Here is a 20,470-nt window from a genome sequence, read left to right as displayed (position 1 = left end):
CAGCTGTTTAGTCTGTCTAACTCCACCTCAACCGGTCTGAGCAGTCTGTCAAGTAGTCTGAGTACGATTACCGAAAACCAGCTGGGAGACATGTCTGGTACTGTTTCCCGCTTAAATGAAAATGTAAGCAGTTTATCTACTGGGCTGAGTACTATCGATGGCAGTGTAACTGCATTGCAGCAGAATGCATTGCAATGGAATGGCAAAGTCTATGATGCCACCCGTGATGGCAGTACCCAAAAACTGACCGGTATTAAGGAAGGCCGGGTAGAAGCAGATTCAACGGATGCGATCAACGGTTCACAGCTGCACAGTCTGTCAACTGTGACACAGACAGGACTGGATACTGCAACTTCAGGCCTGAACAGCCTGTCGCTGTCGACTACAACAGGTCTGAACAGCCTGAGTTCCAGTATAAATTCCAGCCTGCGCAATGCTACTGAGGGTGTGACAGAATTAAAACAGAATGCATTGCAATGGAATAACAATATCGGAGCCTATGATGCCGCTCGAAATGGAGATGCTAAAAGGATTACCAATGTAGCAGCCGGTATTCTTGGAGAGAATTCTACTGATGCGGTTAATGCAGGCCAGCTGTTTAGTCTGTCTAACTCCACCTCAACCGGTCTGAGCAGTCTGTCAAGTAGTCTGAGTACGATTACCGAAAACCAGATGGGTGACATGTCTGGTACTGTTTCCCGCTTAAATGAAAATGTAAGCAGTTTATCTACTGGGCTGAGTACTATCGATGGCAGTGTAACTGCATTGCAGCAGAATGCATTGCAATGGAATAGCAATATTGGTGCCTATGATGCCACCCGTGGTGGCAGTACCCAAAAACTGAGCGGTATTAAGGAAGGCTATATAGCAGCAGATTCAACGGATGCGATCAACGGTTCACAGCTGCACAGTCTGTCAACTGTGACACAGACAGGACTGGATACTGCTACTTCAGGCCTGAACAGCCTGTCGCTGTCAACTGCAACTGGTCTGAACAGCCTGAGTTCCAGTATGAACAGTGTTAATCAGAGTCTGACTACATTACAACAGGATGCATTGCAATGGAATAGCAATATCGGAGCCTATGATGCCAGTCGTAATGGAGATGCTCAAAGGATTACCAATGTAGCAGCCGGTACTCTTGGAGAGAATTCCACTGATGCGGTTAATGCAGGCCAGCTCTTTAAGCTGTCTACCTCTACCTCAACCGGTTTGAGCAGTTTATCAACAGCAGTTTCCGATATCGGCAGCATAAGCGTTTCTATGTCTACCGGATACAATGAACTGCTCAGCAGTTTGAGTACAACGCAAGCCCAGTTAGGCCAGCTGGAGACCAGCACCAATGACAAACTCACCAGTTTGGATACCAATTATCAGAATATCCGCAATGATGTGGATAAGCTGAGAGAGAACAGCCTGAAATGGAATAATGATCTAGGTAATGGTGAGGGCGGATTTGATGCCAGCAGACCAAACAGCCTGACTCGTGCTCCTTCTTATGGCAAGATTGTGAATCTGGCAGATGGTTCACTTGAGCCGGATTCGCATGAAGCAGTAAATGGCGGACAATTAAGAATAGTGAAAGACGATCTGCTCAGTTTGTCTTCATCTACTTCAACAGGTTTGTCTTCGCTAGCCAGTATGATGGCAAATACATCTACCAATGCATTGCAATGGAATAGCAATATCGGAGCCTATGATGCCGCTCGTAATGGAGATGCTAAAAGGATTACCAATGTAGCAGCCGGTACTCTTGGAGAAAATTCCACCGATGCCATCAACGGCCATCAATTGTGGGAAGTGAGAAATGATCTGAATAGTCTGTCTACAACGGTAAATAATCTGCCTACAGGAGGCAATATTTCCCAGGGAGCTTTGGATAGTCTGTCAACATCAATTAGTGCAAGCGTAGCCAGCCAGATTGCTTCTATGTCAGAGGCACTGGGGGGTACAAAACAGTCCAACTCTGATGGTAGTAATCAGCCTAGCTACAATATTTCTCTTGCTTCTGATAATGGTTTTAATAAGCCTAATTATGACATTTATGCTCCTAATGGAGATAGAGAAACAGTACATGATGTGGGATCTGCGCTGCAGGCAATACAGAAGAATGGTACGAAGTATGAGAGTATCAATTCGATGAAGACACAAGCAAAGGCTACGGGTATGGATTCGATCGCAATAGGCGGAGATGCGATGGCCAGTGGTGCATCAGCCATTGCGATAGGTGATTCAGCAAGTGCGCCGGAAAGCAATAGTGTAGCGATGGGTCAAGGAGCGAAGTCACAGAAGGCCGGAGGTGTTGCGCTGGGCGCCGGATCAGTAGCGGATAGGGCGGGTAACCGTAGAAAAGGAAACGTGTATATACCAGAAACGGCAACAGATTCCCAGGCTAAGGCAATCTTAGCTACGGAAAGTGATGAGTATGGGGCGGTATCGGTAGGAAATGCAAAAGAGGGACAATACCGTCAGATAACCGGAGTTGCTGCGGGTACGGAGGATTCAGATGCGGTGAATGTGGCTCAGCTTAAAGGTGTTAATAATCAGATTGGTAACATCAATAAGTATGTAAATAAAATAAATGAGCGTGTACAGCGTACTGAACGCCGTGCCTATTCAGGTACTGCTCTGGCCATGGCATTATCCGGTGCTTATCTGCCATCTCTGAATGCTGGTGAACAGGCTGTTGGTGTGGGTGTAGGTACGTATCGTGGCTACACTGCGGTAGGGGCCAACTACAAGGCAATCAGCAATAGTGGTAACGTTGGTTGGGGTGCAGGTGTCTCCACCACCGGTAAAGAGGTAGGCTTTAATGCTGGTGTCGGCTTCAAGTGGGGCGGCAATTAAATATTTTGCTGAATAGCTAAAGCAACTTCCGGATTTCTTCTAAATCCGGAAGTTTTTTTTATGGTTTGACAATACGCTAAAGTGTGAATGATTCTGGTTAATTTTAATCTGAACCAGTATGGTTTTTGCGGCTGGAGAATATAAAAGTAAATTGGGTTAGCTGATTTTTACCGGAGAAGCTGCGGTTTTAGCCAATTGTGGAAAACATCTATGCTGTTTACTGTAAATATTCCAGATAAAAATCTTATTGGCCGGATGATATCAGCAAGATGGTAATGGAAATTATCAGTTAAACATGTGGATTTCTTCAACCAAGGAATTTATGACGGTGTACAATATATGGTGTGTTGTTGTCTTTGTTTTTACTACTTTGAGCTGGGCAGTGTGATGTTGCGAAAGCTATATAAAATGCAGATAACAGTATGTGGAGCTGTCGGTAGGGGCTTCATTGATTTAATCCGACTGGTATTATATATTTAATAATATAATAATATTAATTTTATATTACATAACTGTGGAAATGGTAAATAATGCCTGATGCTCAGCAGGAACCTGCCAGAACGCAGACTGCATTGGTTATTGAAGGCGGAGGTATGCGTGCTGCATTCAGTAGCGGAGTCACTGATGCTTTTTTACAGGCAGAATTTAATCCATTTACTTTGCTGGTAGGGGTGTCTTCCGGAGCGAGTACCATTGCCAGTTATCTGGCAGGACAGGAAGGACGTAATCTGGCTGTTCTGCTCGATCAGTCATGCCGGCCGGAATTTATTCGCTGGTCACGCTTTATCCGTGGTGGTGATCTGATGGATATTGACTGGTTATGGCGTGTTGTTCAACAGGAAAATCCGCTGGATTGTGAGTGTATGTTTGCGCAGCAGCGTGATTTCAGAATTGTGCTGAGTAATGCAGATAGTGGCCTGCCACAATATGCCGTTGCCAAACCTGAATCTTTTCTGGAGGTGTTACGTGCTTCCAGCTCAATTCCCTTTATTATCCGCAAGCCTGTACAAATCGGTAGTGAATTTTACTTTGACGGTGGCGTGGCAGATGCCCTGCCGGTACAGTGGGCGCTGTCTCAGCCGCATATCGGGCGTGTGGTAGTTGTTCGCACCCGTGCTCATGGTTATATTAAGAAAGGTGGTCTGTGTGATGCTTTGCTGGCACGGCGTTTACCCGCCAGCGGGTTTGCGCAGGCGTTACGCCAGCGGGTAAAACATTATAATACTACATTAGCATGGATGCGACAGCCTGAAAACTGTCGCTATATTATTGAAATCAATCCTCCGGATGATAGCAAAATGGCCGGACGTCTGTGTCGGGATGCTGATCGTTTACGCTATAGCTACGCAGTTGGTCTGGCATGCGGCCGTGAATTAGTGCAGCAATGGCCGATGTATTAAATGGTTTCTTCAACTTTGATATGTGAAATGAAGAAGAACGATAATTTGGTGATGGAATGAAAACAGATTCGACTACATCGAAAACACAGCACCAGCTTAGTATTTTTGTGGCTATTTTGGCGCTGGCATTTGTTTTGCGCGGGCCTCTGACTGGTGTGGGACCTTTGTTGCAGAATATTCAGGTACAGCTACAGATTAACAGTACCCTTGCTGGTCTGCTGACTACGGTGCCATTGCTGGCATTTGGTTTGTTTTCCATTTTTATCCCCAGAATGGCGGTACGTCTGGGTGCCGAACAGATGGTGTTTTTCTCTCTGTGGGTATTAGCTTTGGGGCTGGTGCTGCGTTGTGGCGGTGGGTTGTTTCTGCTGTTGGCCGGTACGGCATTACTAAGTTGTTCGATTGCGGTTGGTAATGTGCTGATTCCCAGTATGGTGAAACAGTATTTTCCGTTAAAAATGGGGCTGATTACGGCACTGTATGCATTGGTGATGAATACTGGCGGGGCTATAGGCTCTGCTTTAAGTGTACCTTTGGCACATGGTAATTTGTGGGGCTGGCGTGGTGCTCTGATGGCTTGGATGCTTCCGGCCTTGGTGGCAATGGTTATCTGGTGGCTGCCTTTTAAAACCGCCAATGCTATTCCTAGAACTGCTGTACGTTCACGTCCGGTAGCAGTACATCTATGGCGTAATCCGCTAGCTTGGCAGGTAACTCTGTTTATGGGGTTTCAGTCATTTTTGTTTTACTCCGCCATTAGCTGGCTGCCGCAGATTGTGGCTAAAGCCGGGGTGTCTGCAACTGAAGCCGGTAGCTGGCTTGGGTTGATGCAATTGGTGATGATGCCAACTAATTTGCTGATATCGATTTATGCAGCCAGATTAAAACAGCAGCACTGGATGGCGGTAATGTGCGGGATTGCATTGATATTGTCAGTATTGATGTTGATGTTACCATGGCGCGGTGGCTATTTTCCGGCAGTATTGTTACTGGGGCTGGGAATCAGTGGGGCGTTCTGTCTGAGTATGATGTTTTTCAGTTTGCGCAGTGAAAGTGTTACTGAAGGAGTGTTGTTATCCGGAATGGCACAAACCTGTGGCTATCTGTTTGCATCTGTGGGGCCAGTATTAATGGGTGCCTTACACGACATGATGCATTCATGGTTTCCTGCATTATGGTTAATGCTCTTAGCCGCACTGGTGATTACTGTGTCTGGCTGGAAAGCTGGGCAGGATCGCAAGCTGTCTGATTTTCAGAAATAATAAATATCCACAGTCTTATCCACATATTTCTGTGGGTAAGACTGTTTGTCTGCATACGGGGCAATCTGGATTGGCTGCCAATTGTAAACGTTGCCACTGAAAACGGTGAGCATCAAAACAGTGTAGCCAGCAGCCTGTGGGATGAATACCGGCGATTATCTGCAATGCCTCACTTGCCTGTGCTGCTCCCATTATGCCTAGTAATGGTGCAAAAACGCCGTTTTTGGCACAACTGGCACCTTCATCGTTCATGTCGCCTTCAAATAAACACTGATAGCAGGGGCCATGACCATCTCTGAAATCATATACGGCCAGTTGGCCAGCAAATACCAGCGCTGAGGCTGACACCAGTGGTTTGCGTGCATTAAAGCTGGCCTGATTAATTAAACGGCGACTGGCAAAATTGTCGGTACAATCCAGAATGATATCCGCATGATGAACCAGTTGTTGTAACAGGCTGATATCTGCTCGGGCGACAACGGGCTGTAATTGAGTTTGCGGGTGATATGCCTGTAGCTGCTGGCATAATATACGCGCTTTTGCCTGGCCGATATCCCGATCGCTAAACCAGAACTGGCGCTGTAGATTGCTGATTTCGATGTTGTCGTTATCCACAACTGTGATGTGCCCTACTCCGCTGGCTGCCAGATAAGTGATCGCCGGATGTGCCAGTCCGCCGGCACCAATCACCAGTGCGTGTGCGGCAAGGATGGCTTCTTGTCCGGCAATATCCAATTTATCCAGTAAAATATGACGGCTGTAACGTAATAGTTGTTCATCAGTTATCATGGTAGTCTCTGGTTATTGAGTGTGGTATCCGAGAGTATAAGTAGTGTGGTTTATTCTGCACTGCTATTATAATGGTTTGGTTTTGTTTTTCTGAATATTTATGCGCCATCCTGTCCGGCCGGCCGGCCGGTTTTTACATCGTCTGCGTGCCCATCTGTGTCGTGGCGGCCTAATTGCCTACCCGGCAGAAGGTAGTTATGGACTCGGTTGTCTGCCCGATTATGCGCCGGCGATACGTAAGGTGATGGCGCTGAAGAAACGGCCGCAACATAAAGGCCTGATTGTTATTGCTGCTGATTTTGCTCAGTTGCAGCCTTTGCTGGCGCCTTTGAGCGCAACTGAAATAGCGTCCATCAGGCAGCAGTGGCCAGCACCCAAAACTTTACTGCTACCGGTACGGCAGCGGGTTTTGCCGGTGTTGCGTGGGCGTGGGCGGCAAACTCTGGCTGTACGTATTCCCGATCTGGCAACGGCGCGCTTTCTGTGCAAGGCCGCAGGTACGGCATTGGTGTCTACTTCCTGTAATCGAGCCGGAAAAAAAGCCTGTAGTACAGAACGAGAAGTCAGGCGCCAGTTTGGGCGTCAGGTGATGATCCTAGGTGGGCGTACAGGGGGGCGCAACCAACCCAGCCAGATTGTTGACTGGGTATCTGGTAAGCGGCTGCGCTAGTTATTCCGGCTGCCGGCTGATAGATGAATATCTGTGCATCTCTCAGACAGGGGTACATTGCTACAGCGATATGTTTAAGTTGCGCTAGGTATGATTCTAATGATTGCGGGCAATAACAAATTGTGCCAGTGTGCGCAGATGAGCTGCACGCTGGTCAAAACCGGCCAGTGTATCAATGGCTTTTTGTACCAGATTTTCGGCATATTGGCGTGCTGTAGCCAGTCCCATCAGGCTAACGTAGGTGGGTTTGTTGGCCTGAGCATCTTTACCGGCTGTTTTACCCAATATGTTGCTATCCTGTTCATAATCCAGTACATCATCTATAACTTGAAAGGCCAGTCCCAGATGGGTGGCATAGCGGTCAAGTGCGGTAAGTGCTTGCTGGTCGATGTCTAGACAGCACAGTCCGCCCAGAGTTACTGCCGCCCGAATCAATGCGCTGGTTTTCAGCTGGTGCATGTGCTCAAGTTCGGTTTGATTCAGGCTCAAACCCACATGAGCCAGATCAATCGCCTGTCCGCCAGCCATACCGCCACAGCCGGCAGCCTGCGCCAGTGTCTGTACCATGCGTAGCTGTCGTGTTGCTTCGAGATTGGTTGGCTGGCTCAGCAGGCTGAAAGCCATACTTTGCAATGCATCGCCAACCAGTAAGGCTGTTGCTGGTGTGTATTGTATGTGGCAGGCAGCTTTGCCGTGACGCAGGCTGTCATTATCCATTTCTGGCATGTCGTCATGCACGAGTGAATAAATATGAATGCATTCAACTGCTGCCAAAGCATAATCTACCGCCTCTGTAACGGCATTGCCCAGTTCGGCGGCTGCCAATACCAGCATCGGCCGCATACGTTTGCCGCCATCCAGTGTGGCATAGCGCATGGCTTCAATCAGTGGAGCAGGAAGTTGTCTGGCTGGTGGTAGTAGCCGGGTTAAGGTTTGTTCGGTGTGGATTTGTGCCTGTTTTTGCCAGTCGGTAAAGTCACTCCTTTGCTTCAAGTTTCAGCTCCTTTAATTCTCCGTGATCCAGTACCTGCAATTTTTGTTCTACTTCCGCCAGTTTTTGCTGGCAGTATTGCACTAGTTCCTGACCGTATTCATAGGCTGCTAATGACTCTTCTAATGGCAAATCGTTGTTTTGCATCGATTCAGTAATTTTTTCCAGTTGCTGGATGGCTTCTTCATAGCTTTTGGGGGTTATTTTCTTCATCTCTTGGTTCTTCTGGCGAATTTCTGACTATTGTAACACTCGCACCGCCGCTCTTGCTGTGGATATCTGTAGAAGTGGCGACAGCTTATAGGCTGTGGATGCCGGCAGGTATGTTATCCGGACTGTACAGGGATAACGGGACTGATGTGTGTATAAATGAGTACAGATATTAACAATACTAATAATATTTATTCATATTGTTTAGATAAATTGCTGTTTCTATAAAGGTATTTTCTTTAGAATGGTTAGATTGCTCTTATTCTTTACTTTGTTTTTTAATATTATATTTTGTTTGAATATTAATAAATATATTTAAAATATTACTGGAAAATAGCTATTTATTTATATGGAAATTAATTATTTTCTGTTGTTGATTATGGGTTTGATGATGGTAAAAATAGGAATAAATTCTAATATATAAAAGCTGGTAAAGATTTGGTTATGTGATTATATTAATGGCATATATTTAATGGAATAGTTTGATATCCGGATATATCTACTTGTGTATGGTAGCATTTTATTTATGATGTTTTAGTTAATTATTTTCTTCGGTTTTGTATAAATTTTGTCCGCTTTTATGAATATTGTCAGATGGAAAGGGTTTTTGCTGTTTATTTATCTGGTTTTAAAGCATAATATTGTTTAAGGTATAATTATGTTGTGCTAACTTAGTGTGATAGTTTTGTTTGAAAATTAAAACAGGGAATTATTTAATTTGTATGTTTTGATGGTTAAATATATGAAAAAACAGGACAACCTGAGGGGAGGTGGTGATGAACTATTTGTACTGGTATAGCTGTATTGATGCAGAATGATCATTCCGGCATGAAATTTGCAATGCCGAGTATTCGTTTATAATCGAATAATGGGTGGTTGCTCAATCTGTTTTAGTAGTTACTTGGGTAGTTTCTTTGGTTTTAAGTAGGCGTTATGGGTAAACATATTTTTTATGAGGAGTCTGGTCAGTTTAAAGTAGCGGAGGTGGTACAGGAAAATGATGCTACTTTTCTGGTTAATACGCAGCACGGTAAGCGGGCAAAAATCAAGACCAGCCATGTTTTTCTGGTATTTGATGGTGATGCTGCGCAGTTTTTACAGCAGGCCACTGATGCTGCCGCCGATATTGATATCAGTTTATTGTGGGAAGCGGTGGGTAGTGAGGCTGAATTTACTGCAACTGGCGCAGCTGCGGAATATTTTGGCAGTAACAGCGGTAATGTTGAGGTGGCGGCCACGTTAATGGCTCTGTATGCCGCACCCATGTATTTTTACAAGAAAAATAAAGGTGTGTTTAAGGCGGCACCAGAAGAAATCTTACAGCAGGCTCTGGCGGCGATTGAGCGGCGCAAACAGCAGGAAGCACAAATCAATAGCTGGATACAGGAGTTGCTGGCCGGCAGTCTGCCTGCCCCTATTGCTGCTGATGCTAAAATGATTCTGCATGCGCCTGATAAACAGAGTTTGAGTTACAAGGCGGTGATAAAGGCTGCTGACCAGAAAAAAACTTCGGTGTTTGCCCTGCTCCAGAGTGTTGGAGCTGTGCCGCCACTGCCTGAATATTTTCTTGATGGTTTTTTGCTGACCCAGTTTCCTAAGGGTGTGGACGGTGGTGATTATCCTGTGCCTGCTCCTCATAATCTGCCTGCTGCTGATACAGCAGTGCTGGCATTTTCTATTGATGATATTGAAACCAGTGAAGTGGATGATGCGTTCAGTGTACGCGATCTGCCTAATGGTAATAAACTGGTCGGAATTCATATTGCTGCTCCTGCTCTGGCCATTACTGCTGAATCTTCGCTGGAAAAGCTGATATTTGAACGCTTGAGTACGGTATATTATCCTGGTGGCAAAATCACGATGCTGCCTGATAACTGGGTGGCTGCTTTCAGTCTGGATGAAGGTGCTGCACGGCCGGCAGTCAGCCTGTATGCTGAAGTTAATCCGCAGTTTGAGGTTGTGCATTGTGAATCTCGAATTGAATCGGTTTATATAGACAGTAATATCCGCATTGAGAATATTGAGCAGGTATTTCAGCCCCAACAGGAGCGCGGGGATATTGAAGATTTTGCTCATCAGCATGAAATGAACTGGCTGTATGATTTTGCTGTGTCCAGAATGCAGGCACGGGGTAAATATGACCCGGAACGTTTGCCCCAGTATGATTATGGAATTAAGCTGGAAGCAGATAATAAGGTGCGCATAAGTGTACGTGAACGTGGCGCCCCGATTGATACTTTAGTAAGTGAGCTGATGATTTTTGCCAACAGTACTTGGGCACAGATGCTGGATGAGGCGGGTATGGCTGGTTTGTTCCGGGTGCAGCCAACTGGCAGGGTGCGTATGAGTACTCAGTCTGAACCGCATATTGGTTTGGGGCTGAAACATTATGCTTGGTTTACTTCGCCGTTGCGGCGTGCTACTGATTATATTAATCAGAAACAGTTAATTAGTTTGCTGGATTCGGCTGCCCTGCCCCGCTTTGAACCGCAGGATGCCATGCTGTTTGCGGTATTGCGCGATTTTGAATCGGCTTACGCTGTCTATAATGATTTTCAACGGCATATGGAAGCCTACTGGAGTCTGATATATATCCAGCAGGAGCAGATGCAGGAACTGACTGCCCAGTTAATACGCGATGATTTGGTGCGCATTGAGGGGCTACCTCTGGTTAGCCGTGTCAGTGGGGTGCCGATTGATGCGATGCCTAAATGCCGGATGAGGACATCGATAACCGGAATTGATCTGGTACAGGTCAGTGTTGGGCTCAATTATGTGAATGCTCTGGTACCGGTAGCCGGAACCTGACTGTCGGGATGAATCTGGTGAAAGATTTTATGATTGGCGGGGTGACTGGTCATAATTTGGTTCACTGTTTTGCTGGCAGAATAAATACGCTGCTGTGGTCTGTGCTGTTTAGCGGTGTATAAGCTGGTTGGCTGGTTTTGCTTCATTTAGAAATAACTTTTGCTTAAAACCTTGTTTTTATACATGCAGCCCATATATGGGTTGCATTTCTATTATCCGGTTTTGCTTTTCAGACAGCCTGCTGTACAGGAGCAGGTTGTCTGCAAACATTTGGAATAAAATTATGACTGAAGTAGATTTTTATGAAGTGCTGGGTGTAACCCGTACTGCAGGGGATGAGGAAATCAAAAAAGCTTATCGCAAGCTGGCTATGAAATACCACCCCGACCGTAATCAGGGCGATAAAGGCGCCGAAGAGAAATTCAAGGAAGTACAGCGTGCCTATGATGTATTGTCTGATGCACAAAAACGGTCTGCCTATGACCAGTTTGGCCATGCAGGTGTAGATGGCAATATGGGCGCTGGTGGCGGTGGTTTTGCCGGTGGCTTTGATTTCGGGGATATTTTCAGCCAGATGTTCGGCGGCAGCGCTGGCGGAAGGCAGCAGAATCATCAGGGTGCTGATTTACAATATCATGTGGAAATCAGTCTGGAGGAAGCGGCGCGCGGTATCAAGAAGAAAATCACTATTCCTACTCATGAGGAATGTGATGTTTGTCATGGCAGTGGTGCCAAGACCGGTACTTCTGCTACTACCTGTAGTATGTGTGGCGGTAGTGGGGTTGTGCATGTACGGCAGGCTATTTTCCAGCTTCAGCAAACATGTCCTACCTGTCGCGGCAGTGGCAAGCAGATTAAAGACCCGTGTGTTAAATGTCATGGCGAGGGGCTGGTAAAAACACGCAAGACGGTTGAGGTGTCTATTCCGGCCGGCATTGATGATGGCCAACGTATCCGGCTGAGCGGTGAAGGTGAACCGGGTAAGCATGGTGCACCGGCAGGTGATTTATACGTGATGGTGAATGTACGTCCGCATCAGGTATTTGAGCGTGACGGTATGGATCTGCACTGTGAATTGCCTATTAGTTTCACTATAGCTGCGCTTGGCGGTGAAGTTGAAGTGCCAACGCTGGATGGTAAGGTTAAACTGAATATTCCGAAAGAAACACAAACCGGCCGTCGCATGCGGGTGCGTGGAAAAGGAATTAAATCAGTGCGTTCAGCTGCGGTGGGCGATTTATATTGTCACATTGTGGTGGAAACGCCAGTGAATCTGACTGAGCGCCAGCGTGAATTGCTGGAAGAGTTTGAGAAAATCTCTACTGGTATGGATCGGGCGCAAACGCCGCGACAGAAATCATTTATGGACAAGCTACGTGATCTGTTTGAATAAAACAGTTAAAACAGCATGGCTCAGGAGTATTTATTCCAGATATGTAAATGATTAATGCTGGTTATGCTCTGCAAAATCCCGCTGATTGTGTGTAATCAACGGGATTTTGTTATGCAGAGAACAGATATCAGTAATCTGAAACTTATCTCGATTGTGTTGGTGACAGGTGATGATTTGTCGCTTTATTGTTGAGAAAATGAGTAAGTCCGAGTTTGAGCAGTTTAAAGTTTGCTAAATACGCGGGGTGTGACTGGTATGAAATGGCAAGACTGTTTAAGCTGAAAGTCACTGATGAGTGTAGTTGGATATTAATTAGGAAATAAAGTTATCACTCCTCTGTCTGAATGACACAGGAGTGATGCAAAAGGTTTGACATAATGGATAACTTGTTGTGGACAAATTTAATGTATTTGGCTGAATAAAATTTATCCTATACGGTTAAGCCATTATAATACAATGGTTATAGCATGAATGATTTAGTTTATTTTACTGACTTTCTGTGTGTAAGTCTGTGGATAACTTTTAAATCACATCACTGTTTCAGGCCAGTTCTGCGCGTAATTGTGCCGCCAGTTGTGCCAGTTGTGCCTGATCCGCAGCCACACTCTCGTGTTTTCCCAGTTCGTGAATATGGCCGGGAATCAAATGTATATGATAATGAAATACAGACTGACCAGCCTGCTCACCAGAGAGCTGTAACTGAACAATGCCATCGCGGTGTAAAACTTTACGTTGTGCTCCAATGATTTTCTTGGCGGCGCTGAATACCGCAATAAGATAGTCTTGTGGTACATCGGTTAATTCTACTGCTTCGCATTTCGGAATGACCAGCACGTGGCCACGTGCTTGTGGCATCACATCCATAAATGCTAGTGTCTGTGCATCTTCATAAACTTTATGGCAGGGAATTTCACCGCGGATAATTCGGGCAAAAATGTTGTTACGGTCGTATTGTTGCATTAGCTGTCTCCTCTCAGGTTTGCCTGCTTGCTGTTACCTGAGCAATTGTTTAAGAAATGATGGTTAACTTGCTTTTGGCAAATACGGTATCCAGTTCTTTAATCCCCTGTTTGCCGAAATTAATTGTCAGACGTGCTCCCTCCGCTTTGTGGCTGGCGTCTATAATCACGCCGGTACCAAAGCGTTCATGGTGAACATTCTGGCCTAGCCGGAATCCGTCAAAATCACTACTGGCCGGTGTTTCTGCCAGTTTGCTGCGGCTATGAAAAGGGTTTGTGCGCTGTGTGGTCTGTTGTCTGGTGACCAGTGTGCTCTTATGTGCAGACAGATATTGCAGTACTACTTCAGGTATTTCATCCACAAAGCGTGACGGCAAGGCAAAATGAGTTTGCCCGTGCAACAGGCGCTGTTCTGCCATAGTTAAATACAGGCGTTTGCGCGCTCTGGTAATGGCTACGTACATCAGGCGCCGTTCTTCTTCCAGCCCGTCTCGCTCTGCCATACTGTATTCGCTCGGGAATAAACCTTCTTCCAGCCCCGTGAGAAATACACCATCGAATTCCAGTCCTTTGGCCGCGTGAACTGTCATTAACTGCAAGGCATCTTCACCCTGCCCGGCCTGATGCTCGCCTGCTTCGAGTGAGGCTGTGCTTAAAAAGGACAGTACGGCGAATAATGGGTTGTTTTCATCATATTCTGGTTCAATGTCAAAACCCGATTCCTGCGGTTTGAATGCTACAGCGGCATTCAGTAATTCTTCCAGATTGTTAATACGCTCCTGCTGCTCACCTTTCTGAGTGCGGTAATGTTCCATCAGGCCGCTATCATAAATGGCAGCGGCCATCAGTTCCGGCAGAGAAACTTGCTCAGCCTGTGCCTGCAAATTTTCAATCAGGCGCACAAAAGCGGCAATTTTACTGTTTTTGATGGACAGGCTGGTAGCAGCCTGCCATAACGATGTGCCGGCTTCATTAGCCGCTGCCTGAATATTTTCGATACTGCGTGCGCCGATACCGCGTGCGGGTACATTGATTACCCGCAATAATGCATTATCATCATTGGGGTTGGCGGCCAGGCGCAGATAAGCCAGTGCATGCTTGATTTCCTGACGCTCATAAAAGCGTAAACCGCCATAGATTTTGTAAGGTATGCCGGCGCGAAACAGTGCCTGTTCCAAAACACGAGATTGAGCATTACTGCGATACAGTACCGCCATCTGCATGTAATTCAGCCCTTCACGATGTAAAGCTTTTACTTCATCGACTATAAAATGGGCTTCTTCTATATCATTGATTGCCTGAAGCACGCGGATTTTTTCACCACTGCCTGCCTCTGTACGCAGATTTTTACCCAAACGACTGGCATTATGCGCAATCACGGCATTGGCGGCGGTAAGGATATTGCCTGCGGAACGATAATTCTGCTCCAGCCGGATGGGTTCGCTTACACCGAATTCATGCAGAAAACGCGTCATATTTGCTACTTCAGCACCGCGAAAGCGATAAATACTCTGGTCATCGTCGCCGACAGCAAAAACTGCCGCATGTTCTCCGGCAAGCAGTTTTAACCAGGCATACTGTAATTTATTTGTGTCCTGAAATTCATCAATCAAGACATGATTAAAACGATTCTGGTAATGGCTGCGCAGCACTTTGTTGCTTTGCAGAATTTCATAACTGCGCAACATCAGCTCAGCAAAATCCACTACGCCTTCGTTCTGACACAGGCTATCGTAAGCAGCATAGCATTCAATCATCTGCCGCTCATGCGGGTCGCGTGTCGTCAACTGGGAAGCACGCAGACCATTTTCTTTTTGCGCATTGATGAATCCCTGCAAACTGCGCGGTGCAATCACTTCATCGGCAATGTTCAACTGTTTGAGCAAACGCTTTACTACAGCTAGCTGGTCGCCAATATCAAGTATCTGGAATGTTTTCGGCAGACCGGCTTCCTGATAATGCAGGCGCAAAAAACGATGACACAGGCCATGAAAAGTACCCAGCCACATTGCGCGCACTGAAAATGGTAACAGCGCACTCAGACGCAATTGCATTTCTTTAGCCGCTTTATTGGTAAAAGTAACGGCCAGAATGCTGTGCACACTGGCCTGACCAGTATGCAATAACCATGCGATACGGGTGGTTAAGACCCGGGTTTTACCACTTCCTGCTCCTGCCAGTACCAGCGCAGGTTGCGCAGGCCAGGTTACGGCAGCTAACTGTTCACTATTAAGGCCGGCCAGTAAGCCGGCAGAAGATAAAATTTCCATAGTGCTTATTGTAGCTGATTAAAGCTGAAAAATCGCTGGGAAAAATATGCCTGAAGCCTATGAATTAAGTACTTAAATGGCTGAATAATAATGATTACCATGCTGTTCAGGTGTACTTGGCCGAATCAGGGTAATACATGTAATGTTAAACTCTGGCTGAGAGCACCGGAAAAATGGGCATTGTATTCTCCCGCAACAAGTTTATGAGTCAGAAAAAAGGCACCGGAAGATACCACTTCACCTGTATGTAAACTCAGGCCATGCTCAGCCAGTTTTTTCAGTAACCATTGCAGGGCAGACAGTGGATTGTCCATCACTGCTCTTGCCTGACCGGTAATCACAGTCTGATTATCCAGAGTGAGTTCCACCTGAATCTCACTTAAGTTCTCTACCTGTAAATCATGGCCGTCAATACGTTCACCGCAGACAATATAACCACCTACTGCACCATCAGCTATAATCAGGTATTTGTTCAGAGCCGGAAACCAGTGTGCAAAGCGAGAGTCGGGAATCTCTATGCAACCAGTTACCCAGACATGCTTTAATAAATCTGCATCGCTTATGCCGTAGCTTAAATCGGTTTTGGCAATAAAGCCTAGCTCGGCTTCAATTAATGGTTCATTCATCTGAACCAGCGACAACGTGGCCGGCGCATACAATATATGACTATGTTCTAGCTGCCCATACAATGGTTCATCCATTCGGAACAGCATCTGAGTAATTTTATTGGTCAGGGAAATTTTATAGCCGCCCAAAGGCGTAGACTTGCCAGCAGTAAACACATGCTGTATCTGATAAGCATTATTTATATCACGCACACTTTCGGTATAGTTGAGCATGCTCAATGGCTGATGCTGTTTATACGCCTGTAGCAAAGAGGCAGCCAGTTTCTGATAACCCATCTTGCTTCCTTTTGTGCATACCAGTGTCTCCAGTACAGGTTAATCTGGTGTGCTAAGCGGGCTAAGTCCGGGTAAATCGGCAAAACTGCGTTCGCGTACAATTTGGCAGAAGTTATCCAGATAGCTTTTATCACCATCAGATTCACGCATGGCTGCATACAGCTCACTTTGCAGCGGTATATCACCAATCTGTCGTGCTACCACATAGCCCTTTTCCAGATAAGGCATCACTGTCCAGTAAGGTAAGGCAGCAATACCACGCCGGCTTGATACCAGTTGAATAATAGCAATGGTTAATTCACTGTTGCGGCGCGCCGGCTGCACACCGGCCGGCTTTAATACCTTGCGCAGCAAATCCAGCATATCATCTGGTACCGGATAAGTAATAAGCGTTTCATCCACAAAATCCTGTGCCTGCCATACACTTTTTGCGGCCAGCGGATGATTCTGAGCACAAATACCCACCATTTCATAGGCAAACAGTGGTTGAAAAATAATACCCGGCTGCGGAGCATATTCAGACACAATCGCCAGGTCTGCCCGATGAGTCAGCAATAGCCCCACAGGGTCTGCCTGAAAACCAGATACAATATCCAGCTCCACTTTGGGCCATAAAGGCCGGAAAGCATCCATAGCCGGCATCAGCCAGTCAAAACAGGTATGACATTCCACCGCCACGCGCAGCTCCCCTGCTTCCCCCTCAATAATCTGAACCATATCCAGCTCAGCTACCTTGACCAGCGGCGTAATTTCGCGTGCCAGTTGCAATAGACGCATACCCACCGGTGTAAAGTGGATTGGGTTGGACTTACGTTCAAACAGAGGTGTGCCGTAGAATTGTTCCAGAACACGAATCTGATGTGACAGCGCAGATTGGGTTAGAAAAACCCGCTTGGCAGCCATTGATACACTACCGGTTTCTTCCAGAGCCAGTAAAGTGCGTAAATGACGCAGTTCAATAATCGACTCCATGTTTTCCACCTTTGCTTAACATTATTACTGCGAATATAAGTTAAAGAATTCATAAACAGCCACACTGTTTATAAATGAAAGTTATATGGCTAACATAATTATTACTTTAATGACAGCCATTTATCTGTTTTAAGACTAAACACTCACATACCATATCATATTCTCGCATTGCATTGTACTGAAATACAGTATTAAAAATATTCATGTATAACTGCAAAATTTATCGCTTGTAGTCATGTCATAACTCACGCACACTGCCAATTATTGAGATCCATCATTCACATAAGGAGAAACAAGAATGAACACATTCCATCTGTCCGGTTATCCACGTGTTGGAGCTAAACGCGAATTAAAATTTGCAGTTGAAGCATTCTGGAAAGGCAACAAAACCGAAGCCGAGCTGCGCCAGACTGCGGCCGATATCCGCCAGAAAAACTGGGCCACCCAGATTGCCGCCGGTGCAGACTTGCTACCTGTAGGCGATTTTTCGTATTACGACCATGTACTGGATACCCTGTGTGCGCTCGGAGCGATTCCCGCACGCTTCGGTTTTGATGCAGCCAGCCTGACACTAACCCAGTATTTTGAACTGGCACGTGGTAATGCCACTCAGGTAGCCATGGAAATGACCAAATGGTTTGATACCAACTACCACTACATCGTACCTGAATGGCACCAGAACACCAGTTTCAAAGCCAATGCAGCTAACCTCATTGCCCAAATAGAAGAAGCTAAAGCCACTGGGCATGATATCAAACCAACTCTGGTAGGCCCGCTTACCCTGTTATGGCTGGGTAAAGAAAAAGATGCCGGCCATAACCGTCTACAATTATTGCCACGCCTGTTGCCTGAATATCAGAAACTTTTGCGTGAGCTGGCTAATGCTGGTGTCGACTGGATTCAGATTGATGAACCCATTCTTGCAGTAGATATTGCCCGTGAATGGCTGGATGCTTTCGCACCAACCTATCAGGAACTGACGATCACCGGCACACGTATCATTATTGGTACTTATTTTGGCAGTGTGGCCGAACACCTAAATTTACTGAAAAGCCTGCCAGTAAACGGCGTACATATCGATTGTGTACGTGCACCGGAACAGTTGGCTGAATTTGCCAATGCATGGCCGGAAAATAAAGTACTGTCTGTTGGCCTGATTGACGGGCGCAATGTCTGGCGTGCCAATCTGCGTGAAGTGATTGACTTGCTGGCACCGGTTGCTACCCAGCTAGGCAACAACTTATGGATTGCCCCGAGCTGCTCGCTGTTACACAGCCCGCAGGATTTAAGTGTAGAAGAGAAACTTAACCCCGAAATCAGAAACTGGCTTGCCTTTGCTGCTCAGAAATTACAGGAACTGGGCATTATCAAACAGGCACTGGCACACGGTAAAGACACCGTACAGGATGCGCTTGCCGCTTCCGATGCGGCGGCTGCCGGACGCAAAACCAGCAAACTGATTCATAATAATAAGGTTGCAGAGCGCGTAGCCGGCCTGCGCGCTCATGCCGACCAGCGCCATAGCCCGTTTGCACAGCGGATTGAAAAACAGCAGGCATGGATGAATCTGCCCTTGCTGCCAACCACTACCATTGGCTCATTTCCACAAACTCAGGAAATCCGTCAGGCACGTGCCGCCTTTAAAAAGGGTGAGCTGAGCGCAGCTGATTACGAAGCAGCCATGAAACAAGACATTGCCTACTGTGTTCAACAGCAGGAACAACTGGATATCGACGTACTGGTGCATGGTGAGGCCGAACGCAACGATATGGTGGAATACTTTGGTGAACAGCTGGATGGCTATTGCTTCACACAATATGGCTGGGTACAAAGTTACGGCTCCCGCTGTGTTAAACCCCCGATTATTTTTGGTGATGTGGCACGTCCCAAAGCCATGACCGTTGCCTGGTCTGCCTATGCCCAATCACTGACCAACCGGCCGATGAAAGGTATGCTAACCGGACCAGTAACCATGATGAAATGGAGCTTTGTGCGCAACGATGTACCATTAAGTCTGGTATGCAAGCAGATTGCACTGGCACTGAATGATGAAGTACTGGATCTGGAAAAAGCCGGTATCCGTGTTATCCAGATTGATGAACCGGCTATTCGTGAAGCTTTGCCGCTAAAACGCGCTCAATGGGATGAATATCTGGCTTGGGCATGTGAATCATTCCGCCTTACTTCAACCGATGCCGATGACAGCACCCAGATTCATACCCATATGTGCTATTCAGAATTCAACGATATTCTGCCAGCCATTGCCAGCATGGATGCTGATGTCATTACTATTGAAACTTCACGTTCCGATATGGAATTACTGGATGCCTTTGTTAAATTCAGCTATCCGAATGATATCGGCCCCGGTGTTTACGATATCCATAGCCCGCGTGTACCTACCGAGGCAGAAGTAGAACACCTGCTGCGTAAAGCATTGAAAGTAATCGACCAGCGTCGTTTGTGGGTAAATCCGGATTGTGGCCTGAAAACCCGCGGCTGGCCAGAAACCACCGCCGCCCTACAAGTGATGGTAAAAGTAACCAAAAAACTGCGCGACGAATTAAATGCCTAAACCCCGCTTAGTCCTGCACAATTCAGCCGTCTCGGCACAACCGAGGCGGTTTTCTGTATCCGCTTGCTAAATTAACGTTCAGGAAAATACCAATAAATAATTAACTCAATAATTCCATAAGACTAAAATGAACATATAAAAGCCCCTATATTAAGCAGACATATTTCCACAATAATCATGTAGTCTGTTGCATATTTACTGTAAAGCTGCAACAAAAACGGAACATACAGCTCTGCTTAGATTGAATGCAAGCCGCTTTCATACTACTAGCAAACAAACCAGCATATACACAGGCTATCTAGAGTGCACAATTATATTATTGCCAGTTGAAAATATTGCAGTTTTCTGACCAAAGCATCCTATTACCGCCGCGATTAGCCATAGTGTAATTACAAATTTAATTAATATCGATTAGACAAATATTA

Annotated in this window: 14 protein-coding genes; 7 read left to right on the top strand and 7 right to left on the bottom strand. The window is 46.2% G+C overall.

From position 1 onward, the window contains the following. From BHC51_RS07350 to BHC51_RS07340, 3 genes are all read left to right on the top strand, one after another. The coding region (locus BHC51_RS07350) for a YadA family autotransporter adhesin (protein WP_180296460.1) at positions 1 to 2,847 on the top strand (2,847 nt) is incomplete at its 5' end. Between the two features lie 530 nt (positions 2,848 to 3,377). Next, a complete protein-coding gene (locus tag BHC51_RS07345) occupies positions 3,378 to 4,247 on the top strand; it encodes a patatin-like phospholipase family protein (RefSeq protein WP_100099865.1) in 870 nt (289 codons plus the stop codon). A 56-nt stretch (positions 4,248 to 4,303) separates the two neighbouring features. Next, positions 4,304 to 5,509 carry a CynX/NimT family MFS transporter gene (locus BHC51_RS07340; RefSeq protein ID WP_100153684.1) on the top strand — a complete coding sequence of 402 codons (1,206 nt, stop codon included), beginning with the start codon at positions 4,304 to 4,306 and terminating at the stop codon, positions 5,507 to 5,509. 15 nt (positions 5,510 to 5,524) lie between these two features. Here BHC51_RS07340 and BHC51_RS07335 read toward each other — a convergent pair whose 3' ends face one another. Beyond that, entirely contained in the window at positions 5,525 to 6,298 is a 774-nt protein-coding gene (locus BHC51_RS07335) for a HesA/MoeB/ThiF family protein (RefSeq protein ID WP_257381581.1), read from the bottom strand. Between the two features lie 100 nt (positions 6,299 to 6,398). Here BHC51_RS07335 and BHC51_RS07330 point away from each other — a divergent pair, with 100 nt between their 5' ends. Then, positions 6,399 to 6,968 carry an L-threonylcarbamoyladenylate synthase gene (locus tag BHC51_RS07330; RefSeq protein WP_100153683.1) on the top strand — a complete coding sequence of 190 codons (570 nt, stop codon included), beginning with the start codon at positions 6,399 to 6,401 and terminating at the stop codon, positions 6,966 to 6,968. Between the two features lie 96 nt (positions 6,969 to 7,064). Here BHC51_RS07330 and BHC51_RS07325 read toward each other — a convergent pair whose 3' ends face one another. Both BHC51_RS07325 and BHC51_RS07320 read right to left on the bottom strand, forming a co-directional pair. Beyond that, complete coding sequence (locus tag BHC51_RS07325; protein WP_257384788.1) at positions 7,065 to 7,961, bottom strand: polyprenyl synthetase family protein; 897 nt, start codon at positions 7,959 to 7,961, stop codon at positions 7,065 to 7,067. Next, positions 7,945 to 8,172 carry an exodeoxyribonuclease VII small subunit gene (locus BHC51_RS07320; protein ID WP_100099862.1) on the bottom strand — a complete coding sequence of 76 codons (228 nt, stop codon included), beginning with the start codon at positions 8,170 to 8,172 and terminating at the stop codon, positions 7,945 to 7,947. The genes BHC51_RS07325 and BHC51_RS07320 overlap by 17 nt, the downstream gene beginning before the upstream one ends. Before the next feature lie 930 nt (positions 8,173 to 9,102). Here BHC51_RS07320 and BHC51_RS07315 point away from each other — a divergent pair. Both BHC51_RS07315 and dnaJ read left to right on the top strand, forming a co-directional pair. After that, positions 9,103 to 10,977 carry a ribonuclease catalytic domain-containing protein gene (locus BHC51_RS07315; protein WP_100153682.1) on the top strand — a complete coding sequence of 625 codons (1,875 nt, stop codon included), beginning with the start codon at positions 9,103 to 9,105 and terminating at the stop codon, positions 10,975 to 10,977. A 283-nt stretch (positions 10,978 to 11,260) separates the two neighbouring features. Continuing rightward, on the top strand, positions 11,261 to 12,370 hold the full coding sequence (gene dnaJ / locus BHC51_RS07305; RefSeq protein WP_100153680.1) for a molecular chaperone DnaJ: 1,110 nt from the start codon (positions 11,261 to 11,263) through the stop codon (positions 12,368 to 12,370). 540 nt (positions 12,371 to 12,910) lie between these two features. Here dnaJ and BHC51_RS07300 read toward each other — a convergent pair. The 4 genes from BHC51_RS07300 to BHC51_RS07285 form a co-directional block, all read right to left on the bottom strand. Beyond that, positions 12,911 to 13,330, bottom strand: coding sequence for an HIT family protein (locus BHC51_RS07300; RefSeq protein ID WP_100153679.1), 420 nt, complete (start codon positions 13,328 to 13,330; stop codon positions 12,911 to 12,913). A 49-nt stretch (positions 13,331 to 13,379) separates the two neighbouring features. Beyond that, a complete protein-coding gene (locus BHC51_RS07295; RefSeq protein WP_100153678.1) occupies positions 13,380 to 15,599 on the bottom strand; it encodes a UvrD-helicase domain-containing protein in 2,220 nt (739 codons plus the stop codon). Between the two features lie 125 nt (positions 15,600 to 15,724). Further along, a complete protein-coding gene (locus tag BHC51_RS07290) occupies positions 15,725 to 16,501 on the bottom strand; it encodes a 2-keto-4-pentenoate hydratase (RefSeq protein ID WP_100153677.1) in 777 nt (258 codons plus the stop codon). Positions 16,502 to 16,540: 39 nt separating this feature from the next. After that, complete coding sequence (locus tag BHC51_RS07285; protein WP_100153676.1) at positions 16,541 to 17,473, bottom strand: LysR family transcriptional regulator; 933 nt, start codon at positions 17,471 to 17,473, stop codon at positions 16,541 to 16,543. 298 nt (positions 17,474 to 17,771) lie between these two features. Between BHC51_RS07285 and metE the strand changes: the two genes are divergently transcribed. Beyond that, on the top strand, positions 17,772 to 20,045 hold the full coding sequence (metE, locus tag BHC51_RS07280) for a 5-methyltetrahydropteroyltriglutamate--homocysteine S-methyltransferase (RefSeq protein ID WP_100153675.1): 2,274 nt from the start codon (positions 17,772 to 17,774) through the stop codon (positions 20,043 to 20,045). Positions 20,046 to 20,470: the final 425 nt, after the last annotated feature.

Source organism: Snodgrassella alvi, assembly GCF_002777745.1.
Lineage (GTDB): Bacteria > Pseudomonadota > Gammaproteobacteria > Burkholderiales > Neisseriaceae > Snodgrassella > Snodgrassella alvi_D.
Note: the sequence above shows the minus strand (reverse complement) of the source record. Positions and strands in the feature narration are given on the sequence as shown.